This window comes from Paenibacillus xylanilyticus (assembly GCF_013359935.1).
GTDB classification, from domain to species: domain Bacteria; phylum Bacillota; class Bacilli; order Paenibacillales; family Paenibacillaceae; genus Paenibacillus; species Paenibacillus xylanilyticus.
Genome location: NZ_JABMCB010000185.1, coordinates 240,851 through 258,079 on the forward strand (window position 1 = coordinate 240,851; position 17,229 = coordinate 258,079).

At 47.1% G+C, this 17,229-nt stretch carries 12 protein-coding genes; 9 read left to right on the top strand and 3 right to left on the bottom strand.

What is annotated here, in order from left to right; all coding sequences use genetic code 11:
* The first annotated feature begins 215 nt into the window (after positions 1 to 215).
* From HP552_RS15680 to HP552_RS15690, 3 genes are all read left to right on the top strand, one after another.
* Entirely contained in the window at positions 216 to 1,199 is a 984-nt protein-coding gene (locus HP552_RS15680; RefSeq protein ID WP_175396348.1) for a LacI family DNA-binding transcriptional regulator, read from the top strand.
* Positions 1,200 to 1,362: 163 nt separating this feature from the next.
* The gene (locus HP552_RS15685; RefSeq protein WP_175396349.1) at positions 1,363 to 2,838 is read left to right on the top strand and encodes a glycoside hydrolase family 32 protein; all 1,476 of its coding nucleotides are present in this window, start codon (positions 1,363 to 1,365) and stop codon (positions 2,836 to 2,838) included.
* Between the two features lie 26 nt (positions 2,839 to 2,864).
* Positions 2,865 to 4,826, top strand: a complete 1,962-nt coding sequence (locus tag HP552_RS15690; RefSeq protein ID WP_175396350.1) for a sucrose-specific PTS transporter subunit IIBC — start codon at positions 2,865 to 2,867, stop codon at positions 4,824 to 4,826.
* Between the two features lie 83 nt (positions 4,827 to 4,909).
* Here the strand turns inward: HP552_RS15690 and HP552_RS15695 are convergent, their stop codons facing one another.
* Complete coding sequence (locus HP552_RS15695) at positions 4,910 to 5,809, bottom strand: manganese catalase family protein (protein WP_175396351.1); 900 nt, start codon at positions 5,807 to 5,809, stop codon at positions 4,910 to 4,912.
* 127 nt (positions 5,810 to 5,936) lie between these two features.
* A complete protein-coding gene (locus HP552_RS15700) occupies positions 5,937 to 7,661 on the bottom strand; it encodes a cellulase family glycosylhydrolase (protein WP_175396352.1) in 1,725 nt (574 codons plus the stop codon).
* A gap of 446 nt (positions 7,662 to 8,107) precedes the next feature.
* On the opposite strand from HP552_RS15700, the gene HP552_RS15705 reads away from it, so the two are divergent.
* From HP552_RS15705 to HP552_RS15730, 6 genes are all read left to right on the top strand, one after another.
* Complete coding sequence (locus tag HP552_RS15705) at positions 8,108 to 9,904, top strand: sensor histidine kinase (RefSeq protein WP_175396353.1); 1,797 nt, start codon at positions 8,108 to 8,110, stop codon at positions 9,902 to 9,904.
* A 25-nt stretch (positions 9,905 to 9,929) separates the two neighbouring features.
* Positions 9,930 to 10,691 (top strand): response regulator, encoded by a 762-nt coding sequence (locus HP552_RS15710; protein ID WP_175396354.1) that lies wholly within the window; start codon positions 9,930 to 9,932, stop codon positions 10,689 to 10,691.
* Between the two features lie 154 nt (positions 10,692 to 10,845).
* Complete coding sequence (locus HP552_RS15715) at positions 10,846 to 12,159, top strand: ABC transporter substrate-binding protein (protein ID WP_312884299.1); 1,314 nt, start codon at positions 10,846 to 10,848, stop codon at positions 12,157 to 12,159.
* Positions 12,160 to 12,425: 266 nt separating this feature from the next.
* On the top strand, positions 12,426 to 13,307 hold the full coding sequence (locus HP552_RS15720; RefSeq protein ID WP_175396355.1) for a carbohydrate ABC transporter permease: 882 nt from the start codon (positions 12,426 to 12,428) through the stop codon (positions 13,305 to 13,307).
* Positions 13,308 to 13,329: 22 nt separating this feature from the next.
* Positions 13,330 to 14,175 carry a carbohydrate ABC transporter permease gene (locus HP552_RS15725; RefSeq protein ID WP_175396356.1) on the top strand — a complete coding sequence of 282 codons (846 nt, stop codon included), beginning with the start codon at positions 13,330 to 13,332 and terminating at the stop codon, positions 14,173 to 14,175.
* Between the two features lie 5 nt (positions 14,176 to 14,180).
* On the top strand, positions 14,181 to 16,442 hold the full coding sequence (locus HP552_RS15730) for an FAD-dependent oxidoreductase (RefSeq protein ID WP_175396357.1): 2,262 nt from the start codon (positions 14,181 to 14,183) through the stop codon (positions 16,440 to 16,442).
* A gap of 124 nt (positions 16,443 to 16,566) precedes the next feature.
* Here HP552_RS15730 and HP552_RS15735 read toward each other — a convergent pair whose 3' ends face one another.
* Positions 16,567 to 17,157, bottom strand: a complete 591-nt coding sequence (locus HP552_RS15735; protein WP_175396358.1) for a biotin transporter BioY — start codon at positions 17,155 to 17,157, stop codon at positions 16,567 to 16,569.
* Positions 17,158 to 17,229: the final 72 nt, after the last annotated feature.

Below are 17,229 nucleotides of genomic sequence, written 5' to 3' on the forward strand. Positions count from 1 at the left end.
TTTATATTCATCATGAATTTCTATTCCATCGTGCACGATATGAATTGAAGTTATACTAGCATGTACTCATTCTGTATGCAATAAAACGAAGTAATGCCACAAAACAATAACGCTGTACTGCATCACAATGACATTCGCCACGACAACTACAACCAAGTATAATAAGAAGGATGTATCATCCATTTTATTTCAAGCTGAACACAAGAGGAGTAACTATGAACAAAACCATTTCCGATATCGCTCAACTGGCCGGTGTGGCCAAAAGTACGGTCTCCCGTTTTCTCAATGGCGGCTCCGTCAGTGAAGATACACGTCAGAAGATTGAGCGAATCATCAAACAATACAATTACGTACCAAATACATTTGCGCAGAGCCTCAAAGCGAAGAAGACCAGCATTATCGGCACGGTCGTTCCAAGGCTCGACTCTTTTGCGACATCTCAGACATTGATCGGCATTGATGAAGAATTAAGAAGCAATCATTACCAGATGCTGATCGCCAATACAAGTCAGGACATGCAGCGTGAGATTGATGCCATTTATGACTTTGCAAGGCAGAAGGTGTCGGGCATTATCCTACTTGCTGCTGAAGTGACGGAAGCACATCTGAGAGCCGTTGAAGAGATTGGTATTCCGGTACTCTTGTTGGGACAGCAGCATGAACGCCTGCACAGTCTGGTACATAATGACGATCAGGCCGGATATGAAATGGGTAGATATGTGGTAGCGAAGGGACATCGCCAGATCGTCTATATTGGGGTAACAGAGAAAGACCAAGCTGTTGGCATTCACCGAAGACAAGGCTTTCAGCGCGCTATTGCCGAATGCGGCGAGTGTGATGTGACCTACTATGAGACAAGTTTCAAAATGTCTGAAGCGACTGTTACAGCAGAAGCCGTTCTGAACGACAACAGACCGACCATGATTGTAGGTGCAACCGACAATATTGCACTTGGTGTAATGAAGACGGCTTTTTCCAACAGAATCCGAATACCTCATGAACTATCGGTTGCCGGATTCGGCGGATATGATATTACGGAAATGATTCACCCGGCACTGACTACGGTGAAGTATCATTATTCACAAGCGGGTAAATTGGCAGCGAATCATATGATTCGTCAGATTGCAGGTGAGCCGGTAGAGAAACGAACTGTACTTGATGTGGAACTGATTCCCCGAGAAAGCGTTGACAATCAATAAACATATCCTTTATGATAATTCCATCGAACCGGTTCCATTCGTTCTTTTGTACGAATTGGAATGAAGGTTCTGGCAGATTGTGCCATATGGAATTATTTTTTTGATTGCATTGGAACCGGTTCCTCTTGGTGTTTATGATTTTGGTAAGGATGGGAGATACGTTATGAAAATGACCAGAGAGCAGCGCTACAGACTCATTGAGCAGGCGGAAGAGGGAGAAATTGAGAAGTTGGAAGCATTGATTTCTGCCTGCTCGTGGAGACAGTCCTATCATATTCAGCCCATTACGGGCTTACTGAATGATCCGAACGGATTTTCCTTTTATCAAGGACATTATCATCTCTTCTATCAATGGTTTCCTCTGGGAACAGAGCATGGAATGAAATACTGGTACCATGTTCGTTCAACAGACCTTGTGAACTGGGAGATGATGGGGATCGGCATTCCGCCTGGTGATCCATTCGATTCACATGGTGCCTATTCAGGGAGTGGAATTGTCAAGAATGGCAAACTGCATCTGCTCTATACCGGCAACACTCGGGATGAAGCATGGGTCAGACATCCGTATCAGTGTTTGGCGATTATGGATGAAAGCGGTTCAGTTGTGAAAGCCGAGCAGCCGGTTATATCCTCGGTACCACCCGGGTATACGGAACATTTCAGGGACCCGAAAGTTTGGCAGGATGGGGATATCTATTATTGTGTAATTGGAGCACAGCGGACGGATGAGACAGGATGTACGGTGCTTTATCGATCATCTGACCTCACAGCGTGGGAGTTTCTGGGTGAGATCCAGACTCATCTATCACATTTCGGCTACATGTGGGAGTGTCCGGATTACATCGAAATGGATGGCAAGGGCATACTTCTTTTTTCGCCTCAGGGCATTGAAAGTGATGGGGATTTATATAACAACATTTTTCAGTCGGGCTACCTCATTGGCGAACCATTGAATCTTCAGACAGGAGAGTTCCAGCATGGTGAGTTTCAGGAACTGGACCGTGGATTCGACTTCTATGCTCCACAGACAATGGCAGCGCCGGATGGAAGACGTATTTTGGTCGGATGGTTGGGACTTCCCGAAGTGGAGTATCCAACGGATGCGAGTGGGTGGGCGCACTGTCTCACGATCCCGAGGCAGCTGTCATTGAGAGACGGCAAACTCATTCAGCAGCCTGTAGCTGAAATGGCGAAGCTGCGTCAGCAGGCACAGGGGAGTTGTTACCAAACAACTCTGGAGAACAGCTCTGAAACCATTGCTGCATTTGACGGGATTGCCTATGAGCTGGAATGTGAAATCAGTCATTTTAATGCTGAGCGTTTCGGGATTGAATTTCGAACTGGCGCTGAAGAAAAGACCGTTTTGAAATACGATCGACTCCAGCAGAAATTAATACTGGACCGATCCTTATCAGGTGCTCCAATGAAAGGTGTGAATGGCACGGTACGCCAATGCAAGCTGAACGGAGATGTGATCAAGTTACAACTGTTTGTGGATACTTCCTCGGTTGAAATCTTTGTCAACGATGGGGAAGAGGTGTTCACAAGCCGGATTTTCCCGAGTCCGGAAAGCGGGGGAATTCGCTTTTTTGCAAGTGGAGGTAAGGCAGAATTTAAAGCAACCAAATGGGATTACTAGATATCAGGTGAGAGGGATGAAATACCATGTCGGATAATCAACAGATCGCCAAGGAAGTCATTCGTGCCATTGGGGGCAAGGATAATATTGCTTCATTTGCTCACTGCGCGACACGGCTGCGAATTATGGTGAATGACAAGGACAAAATTGATCAGAAACAGGTCGAAAACATAGATAAGGTCAAAGGTGCCTTTTTCAATTCGGGGCAATATCAGATCATCTTTGGGACAGGAACCGTGAACCGGATCTTCGAAGAAGTCGAGAAGCTGGGGATTGAAGGGTCCTCCAAGGAAGACGTGAAGAATCAGGGGAAAAAGGAAGGCAATGCATTTCAACGGGCGATCCGCACGTTCGGAGATGTGTTCGTACCCATTATTCCTGTGCTGGTGGCTACAGGGTTATTCATGGGGCTGCGCGGACTACTTACCCAGAACGAAATTCTGTCTTTGTTCGGTGCAACACCTGAGGACATCTCGCCCAATTTCCTGTTGTTTACTCAAGTTCTGACGGATACGGCTTTTGCATTCCTGCCAGCACTGGTGGCATGGTCTGCATTCCGCGTGTTTGGCGGCAGCCCTGTGCTCGGGATCGTACTCGGTCTGATGCTTGTGAATCCGGCATTGCCGAATGCCTATTCGGTTGCAGATGGATCAGCGCAGGCACTGCACATGTTTGGATTTATACCCGTGGTCGGTTATCAAGGATCTGTTTTGCCAGCGTTTTTCGTAGGTCTCATTGGAGCAAAGTTCGAGAAGTTTTTGAGAAGACGCGTGCCAGAGGCGCTGGACCTGATCCTCACGCCTTTTATCACACTGACGGTTATGATCACATTGGGACTCTTTGCCATCGGTCCTGTCTTTCATTCACTCGAAGAGTGGGTGCTGCATGGGACGACAGCCGTTTTGGACCTCCCATTCGGCATTGCCGGGATAATTATTGGTTTCTTCAATCAGATTATTGTCGTTACCGGTGTACATCACATCTTTAACTTTTTGGAAATCCAGCTGCTGGAGAAAACGGGTTATAATCCGTTTAACGCCATCGTCACATCTGCGATGGCTGCACAAGGAGCAGCTTGTTTAGCCGTAGGATTAAAAACAAAGAATACGAAACTCAAGGCACTGGCGCTGCCATCGTCATTGTCCGCTTTTCTGGGAATTAGCGAACCCGCCATTTTTGGAGTAAATCTTCGTTTCATGAAACCGTTCATTATGGGACTGGTTGGCGGCGGAGTCGGCGGTTTTCTCGCATCCTTGTTCCATCTGAAGGGAACGGGCATGGCTGTAACGGTGATCCCTGGAACATTGCTGTATCTGAACAGCCAGCTGCCCCTCTACATTCTTGTCAATGTGGTTGCCGTGGGTGTGGCCTTTGCGTTAACCTGGTTCTTTGGTTACAAGGATCAGCCGCTTGCTGCAGAGGAGATAACGAACAGAGGGAATGAGAGTGATTCTTCCGCTGTACCAACCGCAAGTATGGATGACAATACCAACCATACAGAGACGTATCGTCCCAAAGTGGATAAGCTGGAGATTGCTTCGCCGATGACAGGTACAGCGGTTGCTTTGGCCAACGTACCTGACCCTGCATTCTCAGAGAAACATATGGGTGAAGGCATTGCCATTGAACCTACCGAAGGCAAAGTATACGCGCCCTTTGATGGTGTCGTCGCCCATGTCATGAACAAGAGCAAACACGCGGTTATTCTGGAGCATGAGACTGGTCTTCAGATGCTTGTGCATATTGGAATCAATACGGTAGGTTTGAAGGGAGAAGGATTTACGGCGCATGTCCAAAGCGGCGATGTGATCACTGCAGGACAATTATTGATTGAGTTTGACATGAACGCCATTCAGGCTGCGGGCCTGCCATTAATCACGCCTGTATTGATCCCGAACGGAAATGAAACCATTGAAGAGGTACAGACTGCGAAGACTGGCCATGTGCAAGCCAATGGGGAAGCCATCCTTGTTGTAAAATTTAATTAAAACTCTTGAACAGGCAGAGAGATCTGGTGCACTGCCGTATACCAGATTCTTTGCCTGTTTTTTGGTATCCATAAAAAAAAAAACTATAGTCCGGCGTGCCGCTTCAGCCGCTCTGCAATTTGCAGCAGATCCTCTGCTGATACACCCGGGGCGAATTCTTCCGGCAGATCGGGCAGTTCGGGGATGCTGCCACTGTGACCAGGAAGTCCTGCAAAAGCCTCCAGTTTTCCGCCATCTGTCGGATGTGTGCCTTTCCAGATCTGTGCGATGTTCTGATAGTCCTTGTCACTAAAGGTGTACAGCCTGCGATGTTCGCCCATAGCTTCCCATTTTCGGGTCGTATCAAACACTTTATTATCGAGGCGCGGAATTGGGAACATCTTCGTTACATCGACGCCGGTTGCAATCTGCAGTGCCTTGGCATAGGCCAGAATATGTACGCCTCCACGCACAAGCAAATACCCTGTCATCTCTCGGGCAGTCGGATGATCCGTCATCTCGTAAACTCTCATCTTGTGGGTACGTGCGCCGCATTCAAGAAAGAAGTTATGCAGCAGGTCAAAGATCAGATTGCCGCTGCTGACGACATATGAACCGTTCCAGGGTCTGCCCATGGAATCATAAGGGAGTGCCGTTTGAGCCGATTCGATAAAATGTGAAGTCATGCGAGCATCCTTGCCTGCGCGCAGTGGAGTAGTGTCGGGGTCTCCCGGGGAAGTGGTTCCCACCAGCATCAGATTAATGGTATTGGCGACAAGCTCCACATGACCAAATTCTTCAGCCGTAATACTTGCCACAATATCGTAAAAGGCACGCAGCTTTTTCTTGCCCCGGAAATTGAAGGACTGAAACATGTAGTTATTTAGCGTGGACATCTCCCCAAACTTTCCACCCAGCAGTTCCTGAACTGCGCTTGCTCCATTGGGATCCGGGTTGTTGGAGATCGGAAGTTCAATCGCCAGGCGATCTACCCGTTTAAACATAATATTCCTCCTCAAGCCAAATTACTGTAAAGGTATGAGGCATTACTTGTACGTTATTCGGACATTTAGATAAAACAAAAACGTTCTGCCAGAGCCGTGCTCTGAACAGAACGTTTGTATTCCGATGTTAAGACGTTTTTCCAACGACACTTGTGCCGCTCTTCGTAATTTTGTACGTAATTACGTCTCCACTCCAGAAATGGAATTTGAGGATAACCTCACCATCATTCGTTTCGTTAAAGAAGTTGGGTTTCAGTTCGATAACGTTGCGGCTGTAATCCGGGCTGAAGGTGTAGGAGAACTCCTTAAACGAAGTCCAGTTTTGCGGACCTGCGTTACCACCGCTTGCATAAGTCGCTTCCATGGTAGCCAGCTGGTTTCCGTTAAAGGTCGTTGGAATGGCAAAAGATTCAGTAGTTCCCGTTACATCGCTCAGTACGGGCGTATCATACGTAATGATATTCAGGTTCCAGTTGGCGCCTTTATTAAATTTGGCTGTCAGCTTCGCATTCACGCCCAGATTGCCGGAAGCCGTGAGTCTGGTCAGCAGACTGGATTTCAGGGTCAAAACATCACCGCGAATGGTGTAGTCTTTGCCTTTGGCAAGTTTTTTGCTGCCGTGAGCAAGGGATTTGAAGGTGTTCCCATTCAGGTTCAATTTGATCGTTTGATCTTGAATGGCTGCACCTTTTTTGAGGTGGACCAAGTCGGATTCGGCAGTGGATGAACGACCCTTCCAGCTCGCTTTCATCGTGTTATACAGGTCAGGGTCAGACCAGGTAAAGTTGGTGCGGCTGAAATGCTGGCCGTTATCCCACAGCATGGTCGTCATCTTTTTCTGACGCAGGTATTGTCCGATGAATTCGAAGAATTTTAATTTCTCACCCTGCTCGATGACACCTGTGTGTTGGTCGAAGCCCAGCAAGCCATATTCACCGACAATCACAGGAATGCCTTTGGCTACAAATGCGTCGTATACACGATCGAATGTATCGGTGATGTCTTTTTGTACTTCATCGTTAAATTTGGTATATCCGGCGATATTTACACTGAATGGCCAGAAGCCATAGTAATGTACGGTTGCGATAATGTTCGGATCATTTAATTTCGTAATGGTTTGAGTCAACGCATCCAGATCGGCTTGTGCAGACGATGTATGCAATGTTGGGAGAACGAGTGGACGTGTCTTGTTTTTTCCACCCGAGTCTCTTACGATTTTGTGAAAAGACGTATTAAGCTCATCGAGCAAACGGTATGAGACAGCTGTGTCGGTCGTTCCTCCCTCGGTGAACCTGGGCTCATTGACACTCTCGAACATCAGTTTGGACGAAGCGTTTTTGAATTGATTCGCGATCTGGGTCCAGGCCGCATTGTAACGTGCGAGCACATGGTCATGGTCTTTCTCCATGTAGCTGATCCATCGCCAGGAATCATGGTGAAGATTAATCATGACATAAAGGTTGGCATCGAGTGCCCAATTCACAACTTCCTGCACACGGTTCATGTAAGCGGGATCAATGGTGTAGTCGGGTGCTTCACCGATATGAGCCTCCCAGGTTACGGGAATACGAATGCTTTTATAACCTTGTTTCGCAATCTGCTGAATCAGTTCCTTGGTAATCCGCGGGTTGCCCCAGGCGGTCTCATCTTCGCCCACAGCGTCGAGTGAATTACCCAAATTCCAGCCTGGTTCCATGGCGCTGACGTAGGATTGAATTTTGGTAGGAGCAGCCGGTTTGCTTGGCTTGGCTTGGTGATCAGGAGCCGCAGAGACGATGGCAGAAGAGAATAGGGACAGGATCATTGCTGTTACCAGTGTCAGGGATAGAACGTTTTTACGATTTTTCCTCATTAACAGTGTCTCCTTCATTTTGGGATGGTTGAACTGAAGAATTTTGCTTGCTTGATCTGAGTAAAAGCTCATTCATAAAACAGTCCAGACAGATTATACGAAGGATGCATCACCTCTAAATTATGTATTGAAAGCGTTTTCGTAGATGTTAATATATCATGATATAAAAGAAGTGAGTACCATTATAATTGGAATAGAATTCATATAAAAATTAGTGATATACTGCATATCGGGATGTAGGAGACGAAATCGTTCCATAACAAGCTTGATATTAATGAAAATACACGCTTATGTGTAGATATGTTCTATTCAAAGAGAAATATGTTTCTATGACAGAAGTGTATTGTTCCTTAAAATGAATAATGAAGGTGGGAAAGTCAGCCATCCAGGTTTAGCTGCAGGTGATATAATGAGTTCACCAGAGGCAGCAAAAGGAGTCGGTTTAGATGCGGAAGTGGCTGGGGTGGATGATCCCCCATAAGCTTAAATACCGTTTGTTTGCAGGTTTCGCGCTTGTCATTCTGCTTCCATTCAGCATTCTCAATCTGTACAATTATGAAAAAATCGAATCGCTCGTGCAGCAGAAAATCAGTGAACAGAGTCATGAGCAGCTGGATAATCTCCACCAGTCTCTGGAGGATCAGCTAAGTATCGCTTTTAAAACTTTAATCTTTCTGGAACAGGACTCCGAAGTTCGCCGGATTCTTCAAAATCCCGACGAGCACACCATTTTGGATAACAAGGAGCGTATGGAGGACAAATTCAAAGGTTTGAATAACAGCTTTTTCCTCTACAATCCATCCGTTTATTTTACACTGCTCGATCAAGACGGGCATATTTACACCTCATATCAACCCAAGGTTCCGCTAGACTATGACACCATTACATCAGATCGTTCCTTTTTGGCACTCAAGAACAGCGGGACTTCATACGTGTGGACGTCCAATGATGAGAATTATGTGTCCCGTGACGTCACAAGGAGCCCAACGCTATTATCCCTGTACGCCAAATTGCGTGATCGCAATAACAATACATACGGACTGGCAAGAATCAGCATCGATTTCTCCTATTGGTTCCAGTCTGTATTGCAAAAGTCTGAGAGTGACCAACTCTATTTTATCATGACACGCCAAGGCGAAGTGATTGCTCGTTCCAATTCTGACTCTTGGCTGTCAGATGAAGTCGTTCGGGAAGTTTCCCGGGAGGCCAGTAACGGCTACTGGACAGACCGCTCAAGTGAATCACTCATTAATTACAGTTATCTGCCTTCCCTGGATTGGTACATGGTGAACCGCATTCCGCTGCAATTATTGTTTGGTGAGATTGAGAGCCTGAAGAGACATTACTTTGTAACCTTCTATGCCATTACCGCCATGTTTATTGCCATAGCCTTTATGATTGCCTATACCTTCACAAGACCATTATCCCGTTTACAGGTCAAAATGAAGGAGGCCGTTGGGAAGGACCTGCGTATTCGGCTGCCTGAGGAGAATCACAAGGGAGAAATTCTGGATCTCACCCGCACCTTCAATGCAATGATGGTAGACATGAACAGATTGGTTCAACAACTCCGTATCGAGGAAAGGCAGAAGGATGCCGTTCATTTTCAGATGCTTCTTGCCCAGATGAATCCGCATTTTCTTCTGAATACGCTTAACACGCTGAAATGGATCGGCCTGCGCAACGGGAATGAAGAAACGGTGGAAATATGCTTGTCACTCGGGAAACTGCTGGAGACCAGTCTCAATTCAGATGTGGATCTTATTCTGCTTCGGGATGAGATGGAGCTAACGCGAGCTTTTCTGTATATTCAGCAAGTCCGTTATGGCAATGTTTTTGATGTGGAGTTCAGTTATGACGAAGAATTGCTATATGCACTCGTTCCCAAGCTCAGCCTGCAGCCTCTGATTGACAATGCAATTCGTCACGGCATAGGCAACATGACGGAGGGAGGACGGATACAGATTCGGATGTTCAGAAATGCTGCGAATCCCGATCGGTTGACGCTGGAGGTAGAGGATAACGGGGTAGGCATGGAGCAGTCAAAAAACAACAGGGAGCAGGGACGCCAGAGACCGAGTATAGGATTGCAGAATATCAGGGAGCGTCTGAGGCTTCTGTTCAAGGACAAAGCGGAACTCGAAGTAATCTCATTAGAACAGGGTACGCTCTGCCAAATTCATCTGCCGGTATTACTGTCCGAGCCGTACGCGAACGAAACATTAGGCAACAACGATCATTAGGATTTAGCGGAATGGAGGGACTTCGATGTGGAAGGTATTGCTGGTAGAAGATGAGACATTCGTCCGGGAGTCTGTGAAAGAGATTATTCGCTGGGAGGACATGGGCTTTACGCTTGCAGGAGAAGCAAGTAATGGATTGGAAGCGTTACCAATGATTAAGCAGGATCCTCCTGATCTTGTCCTATGCGACATTGTGATGCCGCAAATGGACGGATTAATGCTGCTGCAGGAAACAAGAAAGGCCGGAATTCAATCCAAGTTCGTGATGCTGACGTGCATGGGCGATTTTGAGTCGATGCGACAGGCTATGGAATACGGGGCTTCCAATTATATTCTGAAATTGTCGATGAGTGTTAAGGATCTGCGGGAAACCCTCGTTAAGGTAAGCAAGGAATTATCGAATCAGGGCGTGACGACCGAGCGGGCAAGTCGCCCTGTAACTGCATCCACAGCACCCAGGGAAAAGATCACGCATCCGGAAGTGAATAAAATCATTCAATATATCGAACAGCATTATGATCAGGATATTACACTGAAATTCCTCGCACGTCATGTCATGATGGGGGAAAACTACGTGAGTGCCCTGTTTAAAAAGAAAACCGGGGAGACATTAATTCACTATTTGCATCGAATACGAATTAACAAGGCAATAGAATACCTAACGGACACCGATTGGCCAGTGAATCAAATTGGTCACCACGTTGGTTTTATGAACGATAATTATTTTATCAAAATCTTCAAACGAATGACGGGGACAACCCCAAGTCAGTACCGGCAGCAGCAATAGAACAAAATGATTACCAAGAACAATTGATAGCGGTTTCATCTGTGTATTTCTGTTCCATGGCAATCATGATTCTGTTACTTACGACCGTTCTCACTCATTTGCTATCCTTAAGTTGCAAACTTCAATCCAGAATTTACGAGGGGGTCGTCTCTTGGTGAGAAAAAAAAGCTTGGTTGCACGAATGGTATCTCTTGTCCTTGTCGTGGGCATGATCGCAGGTTGCTCCAATGATTCAGGTTCAAATGCACAGACGGGTGCGTCTGAAAATTCCGGTGATACAGTCAAGCTGAAAATGTGGGGAGGTGTACCGCCGGAAGCAGGACCACAGGCTGTTATTGATGTGTGGAACAAAGAGCATCCCGAAACACAGATTGAATATGTTCGTTTTGTAAATGATGACGAAGGCAATCTGAAGCTGGATACGGCGATTATGACAGGGCAGGACGTGGATCTGTTTGTGAACTATACGATTTCCCATACGGCCAAAAGGGTGGCATCCGGCGCAGCAGCGGATCTCAGTTCATTCACGGACTATAACATCGACGAGAAAATGGGCACGGATGCAGCAGGATGGAAAATCGATGGGAAGTATTATGGAGTTCCAACCACGAAGAGCACTTATTTTGTGGCACTGAACAAGGACGCGCTCGACGCAGCCAATCTTCCTGTTCCGAAGGATTGGACCTGGGATGAAATGCGAGAATATGCGAAAAAGCTAAAAAAAGACACTGGATATGGCTTTATCCAGAACACGGAACCATTTGTTGATTCAATTGATTCGGTGCTGTCACAGGAAGGGTACACCAAAGCCGACGGAACTTCCAACCTGGATCACCCCATGGTGAGAAAGTGGATGGAAACGCTGAATGCCATGATGGTTGAAGACAAGACGACACCCCCGCTCGGAGAGCAGCTGACTTCGAAGATGCCTGTGGAACAAATGTTTCTGAGCGGGGAGGTGCCGATGCTGAACATTGGGGCCTGGCTCCTGCGCAGCTCCAACAATTTCACCGATTACCCGCGTGATTTCAAAATTGCCTTCGCACCGGTACCACGATTGTCAGAAGATAAGGATAGTTATGTGACACGAGGTGGTCTGGGAGACTACATTTCCATCAATGCAAAATCCAAACACCAGGAAGCGGCATGGGAATTTTTGAAATGGTATGCAGATGGCGGAATGGCTCCGATGGCAGAGGGCGGTCGATTCCCGGCTTCCAAGGATGCAGATCAGGATAAAGCCTTGGAGAGCATGCTTGGGGACAAGAAAGATACGTATGATCTGGAGTCTTTGATGTATGTCATGTTTGATTATAAAGCGCCAACTTATGTTCGAACTGTGCCTCAGGAAGTAATGGATTTGCGTGCGCAGGAGTACGAAAAGTATTTTCTGGGCGCTCAGGATCTGAATACGACCATCTCGGCCATGGTCACTCGTCATAATGAATATCTCAAGACGGCAAAATAATTAAGGAAAGAACTACAGTTTTAATCAAAAATGTAGAATATCACAAGGGATTGCCCCGTTTCATGGTGGCAGTCTCTTTGTTTTTTCGGCAGCATGCTGCGCTGCTATTGAATAGAACAAATTGATGTTTCCCCATAACAAGACCGCCGTGGCAAAGCGCTTTTTTGCATCAATCTGTTTTATGAACAAGGTGGATTTGTTACTTATGGGAACCCCGACAGGTTGGTAGACTTGGGTTATCCCTGGAAGAAACGAGGCGAAGACCAATGCATAACAACTGGATGAGAAGACAGCGCATGCTGGGATATATTTTTGTCGGTCCAAACATGTTGGGGGTACTGCTCTTTTTCCTGATCCCGGCAGTCTATTCTTTCGGTCTCATGTTTACAGATTACAAATTTATGAACCCGGATATGGCGTTTATCGGCATGGACAATATGAAGCGATTGGTTAAGGACCCGCTGTTTTATCTTTCCTTGCGCAACACCCTGATTTTTCTGCTCGCAGTGCCTGTCTCTATCGTGCTGGGCTTCATTGTAGCCGTGATTTTGAACCAAAAGATTTATTTGAAAAAGCTGCTGCGTGGGTTGTACTTTATGCCTTACATCACGAGCGGGGTGGCGGTGGCGTTCGTCTGGATGCTGTTGTTTCAGCCGAATCAGGGCCCGATTAACGGTTTCTTGCGCAGTATCGGTGTGGATAACCCACCTGGATGGCTCTCGACGACAACATCATCCATGTATGCCATCGATATCATATGGATCTGGTTTATGCTGGGGTACAACATGATTATTTATCTGGCTGCGTTACAGGAAGTGTCCTCGGAGCTGCTGGAAGCAGCAAAGATGGATGGAGCCAGACCGCTTCAGATCTTGCGAAGAATTATTTGGCCTCTGGTTAGTCCGACTACTTTCCTGCTGTTGATCACAGGACTGATCATGGCCATCAAAACGTTCGGGATAATCCAGGCTACGACGCAGGGAGGACCGGGTAACAGTACAACCATTCTATCCTTGTATGTGTATCAGAATGCTTTCCGGTATTACGACATGGGATACGCCGCAACAGTCTCCTGGGCACTGTTTGCCATCATTCTGCTGATTACCGTTCTTCAGTGGGTTGGCCAAAAACGCTGGGTCCATTACTAAACCAAGAAGGGGGACAGGAAGTATGGAAGTCAAAAAACGTCTATCCATTGTGCAGCCTGGCAGTTTGCTCATCACAATCATTATGTTGGCTCTAGCTATTGTCATGATTATTCCTTTTCTTTGGATGATAAGCACTTCTCTAAAGACACCTATGGAAGTTTTCAAATATCCCATTGAGTGGATTCCGTCCAATCTGACGTGGGAGCATCATCAAAAGGTTTGGTCTGGGGCCAAAAGCTTCGGTACTTACTATTGGAATTCACTGAAAATATCCATCATCGGCATGGTAGGCGCCACGTTTCTGTCCGCCTTTGCGGCGTATGGGTTTGCACGTATTGATTTCAAGGGCCGCAATACGCTGTTTCTGCTCTATCTGTCGATGATGATGATCCCGCCGCAAGTCCTTTTTGTGCCCAAATTCATCATGTTTGAGTGGGCGGGAATCTATAATACCCATTGGGCGCTGATTTTGCCTGGTATGTTCACCATTTTTGGAGTGTTCATGCTTCGCCAGTTTTTCCTGTCCATTCCGAATGAAATATCGGAGTCGGCCTTTATTGATGGTGCAGGACATTTTCGCATATTCTTCCGCCTGATTCTGCCGCTTGCCAAGCCGGCACTCGCCACGCTGGCCATCATTGATTTTTCCTGGCAGTGGAACGACTATGAAAATGCACTTGTGTTTTTGATTGACGAGGATCTGTACACGGTACCTCTGGGACTGCAAAATTTTATTTTGGAAAATACAGTGGATTATAACGGCATGATGGCTGCTGCTTCTGCGGGAATTATCCCCATGATCATTGTATTTGCTGTGGGACAGCGTTATATCATTCAAGGATTGACCAATTCTGCTGTGAAAGGGTGATGAGCATGAAAACAGAACAGATCTCCAGTGACATCACAATTGTCGGAGGCGGGTTATCCGGCATCTGTGCTGCGATCGCAGCGGCCAGATTGGGCAGTACAGTTTCACTGATCAATAACCGGCCTGTGCTCGGTGGCAATTCAAGCAGTGAAGTCAGAGTATGGGTGTGTGGTGCAACGGCACATGGAACCAATCGTTATGCCCGTGAGACGGGGATTATGGGTGAATTGTTTGTGGAGAATCAGTACCGCAATCCGGAAGGAAACCCCTATATATGGGATTTGGTTCTATTGGAAGCTATACGTGCAGAAGAGCGGATCACCCTGTTTCTGAATACGGATGTTCACGAGGTGGAGGCAGAAGGTACGGAGGAAGACCGACATATTCGCTCGGTAACGGGATGGATGATGGGATCGGAACGGCGCATTCGCTTCGAAAGTCCGGTATTCCTCGATTGTTCAGGAGATGGCCTGATTGGATTTTTGGCGGGAGCCCGCTATCGTCTGGGCCGGGAGGCTGCACATGAATATGGTGAAGAATGGGCGCCTGAGATTGCTGACCAGATTACGCTGGGCAGCACACTGCTTTTTTATACCCAGGATGCCGGCAGACCTGTTCGTTTCGTGCCTCCGTCTTTCGCCAAAAACATTGAAGAAACACCCATTCCAATCAAACGTGTTATTCGCAGCGGCGATTCGGGCTGTCACTATTGGTGGATCGAGTGGGGGGGCGAGCTGGACACCGTTCATCAGAACGAACGAATCCGGGACGAACTCTGGTCGGTGATATATGGAATCTGGGATTATATTAAAAATTCCGGACAATTTGACGCAGACACCATGACTTTGGAGTGGGTAGGCTCCATTCCAGGGAAGAGAGAATACAGACGCTTTGTCGGAGATTATGTACTGAACCAGAACGATATCCTCGCGCAGGAGCCGTTTGCCGACCGGGTTGCTTTTGGCGGATGGTCCATTGATCTGCACCCGCCACAAGGCATGTACGCTGAAACCAGCGGTTCCAAGCATATGCATGCCGACGGTATCTATCATATTCCTTATCGTTCATTATATTCGGTGAATGTGTCAAACCTGCTTTTTGCAGGGAGAAATGTAAGTGCTTCACATGTGGCGTTTGGCACCACAAGAGTTATGGCTACCTGTGCGGTAATGGGAGAAGCTGCGGGAACAGCTGCTGCGCTCTGTGCGGCCAAAGGGGTTTCGCCGCGTGAGATCCATGACCAGCATCTGGAGGAATTGCAGCAAACGCTGCTGCGGCAGGATGCATCGGTAATTGGACTACGGAATGAAGACCAGCAGGATTTGGCTCCTAAGGCCGTAGTTACAGCTTCAACGACATACAGCACTATTGCAATCGACCAACCGGATGCGTCCTATGTACTGGAGAGAGATATCGGAATACTCTTTCCCGTTGCCCCTTCACTTCAGGGAATGGAGTTACTGATATCGGCAGAGGAAGATACCGAACTTCGGGTAGAGCTTTGGGATTCAGGTCGGGGAGAGAACTACGTTCCGGCAAGTCAGCAGATGGATACGATCATTCGTGTAGCACAAGGAGAACAACAATGGGTGCATGTCGACATAAAATGGGAGCCTGCCCATCCACAGAATGCATTTGTTGTTGTGCGGCAGAATGACAAAGTTACACTGTATCAATCGAGCCAGCCAGTAATCGGCATCTTGGCCTTTGAGAAGGGTGCTGCACCGCACGCCGTTGCTGCCTTGGAGGAGCATGACGAGCGTCAGCCTGTTGTAGCCTGGAGCATGAAGGCGCTAAACCGCAGGCCATTTTGTTTTCGCATTGCGGGACAGACGGAAGCCTATCAGCCTGAAAAAGTGATCGATGGTTATAAACGCCCTTACGGTGGCCCTCATTCATGGATGTCTCTTCCACTGAATGAGAATGAGAACGGGGAAGCCTGGGTGGAGTTACAATGGGAGAGTTCAGTGACGATCAGGGAGATTCTTCTAACATGGAATGATGATGTGAATGAAGATCTGATCAACCTGCATCATCACCGGACTCCATTCGATATCATTCCAGAGCTGGTCAAAACGTATCGGATTGAGGCAGATGCAGAGGCAGAAGGCAGCAGGGTTCTTATTGAATCCGTACGGGACAATCACCTGCGGACCAATCGGATTGTATTGAAATGTCCCATCTCAACAAAGACTTTACGTATCATAATGGAGGAGACCAATGGAGGCTCATGTGCCGAATTGGTTGAAATACGCGTATATTCATGAAGAGCAGCGCTTATGGCGCTGCTCTTTTGTGTATACAACTACCTATTTCGGTTGAATCGTAATGATGTTCTTGGACGGGAGAAACCACTTTTTGCATTACACTTATTTGTAATGTTTTGTACGCTTAGGAATCTGCCCGCACAATAGTCGAATTGAGATCGCCTGTCAGACGTTGTGGCGGAAATACCATACGCACTGGCGCGATGATGATGGCTGCAAACAGTGCTTTGATCAGATCCCCGACAATGTAAGGATAGAACCCCTGAATCATCGCTTCCGAGAATGACATTTTGTAGGCATAAGCCAGCCAAGGCACACCGGAAACATAGATCAACAATGATCCGAATAGCTCGAACACGATAAATGCCAATACATAACCGCCGATGCCTCTCAATTTAATCCGTGACAGCAGCAGTCCTATGAGCAGTGCGGAGAATGGCCACATCATTACATACCCGCCAGTAGGGCCGAGAAGTACTGCAAGTCCGCCAGTTCCGTGCAGAAGAGGGAACCCGAGAGCAGTCAGAATAACAACCAGTGCAATACTTAGAAAACCATACAATGGACCCAGTAATCCTCCTGCAAGCATCACGGCGAGCGTCTGCAAAGTTATGGGGACAGGCGAGAAACCGATGGGAATACTTATGTAACCAAAAAGGACAAGTATGGCTGCCATCAGTGCACTGAAAACAATACCCCGCAAAGATAATTTCATGATTGAACAATCCCTTCCATTTTGGTAATCTTATTGTTAACCAAAACAATAAACGGTGGTTAACGATTTGGA

Excerpts from the sequence above, each read along its gene's own strand:
- HP552_RS15685 (WP_175396349.1), top strand. The coding sequence starts at position 1,363 with ATGAAAATGACCAGAGAGCAGCGCTACAGACTCATTGAGCAGGCGGAA.
- HP552_RS15690 (WP_175396350.1), top strand. The coding sequence starts at position 2,865 with ATGTCGGATAATCAACAGATCGCCAAGGAAGTCATTCGTGCCATTGGG.
- HP552_RS15710 (WP_175396354.1), top strand. The coding sequence starts at position 9,930 with ATGTGGAAGGTATTGCTGGTAGAAGATGAGACATTCGTCCGGGAGTCT.
- HP552_RS15695 (WP_175396351.1), bottom strand. The coding sequence starts at position 5,809 with ATGTTTAAACGGGTAGATCGCCTGGCGATTGAACTTCCGATCTCCAAC.
- HP552_RS15700 (WP_175396352.1), bottom strand. The coding sequence starts at position 7,661 with ATGAGGAAAAATCGTAAAAACGTTCTATCCCTGACACTGGTAACAGCA.
- HP552_RS15735 (WP_175396358.1), bottom strand. The coding sequence starts at position 17,157 with ATGAAATTATCTTTGCGGGGTATTGTTTTCAGTGCACTGATGGCAGCC.
- HP552_RS15720 (WP_175396355.1), top strand. The coding sequence starts at position 12,426 with ATGCATAACAACTGGATGAGAAGACAGCGCATGCTGGGATATATTTTT.
- HP552_RS15705 (WP_175396353.1), top strand. The coding sequence starts at position 8,108 with ATGCGGAAGTGGCTGGGGTGGATGATCCCCCATAAGCTTAAATACCGT.
- HP552_RS15725 (WP_175396356.1), top strand. The coding sequence starts at position 13,330 with ATGGAAGTCAAAAAACGTCTATCCATTGTGCAGCCTGGCAGTTTGCTC.
- HP552_RS15730 (WP_175396357.1), top strand. The coding sequence starts at position 14,181 with ATGAAAACAGAACAGATCTCCAGTGACATCACAATTGTCGGAGGCGGG.
- HP552_RS15680 (WP_175396348.1), top strand. The coding sequence starts at position 216 with ATGAACAAAACCATTTCCGATATCGCTCAACTGGCCGGTGTGGCCAAA.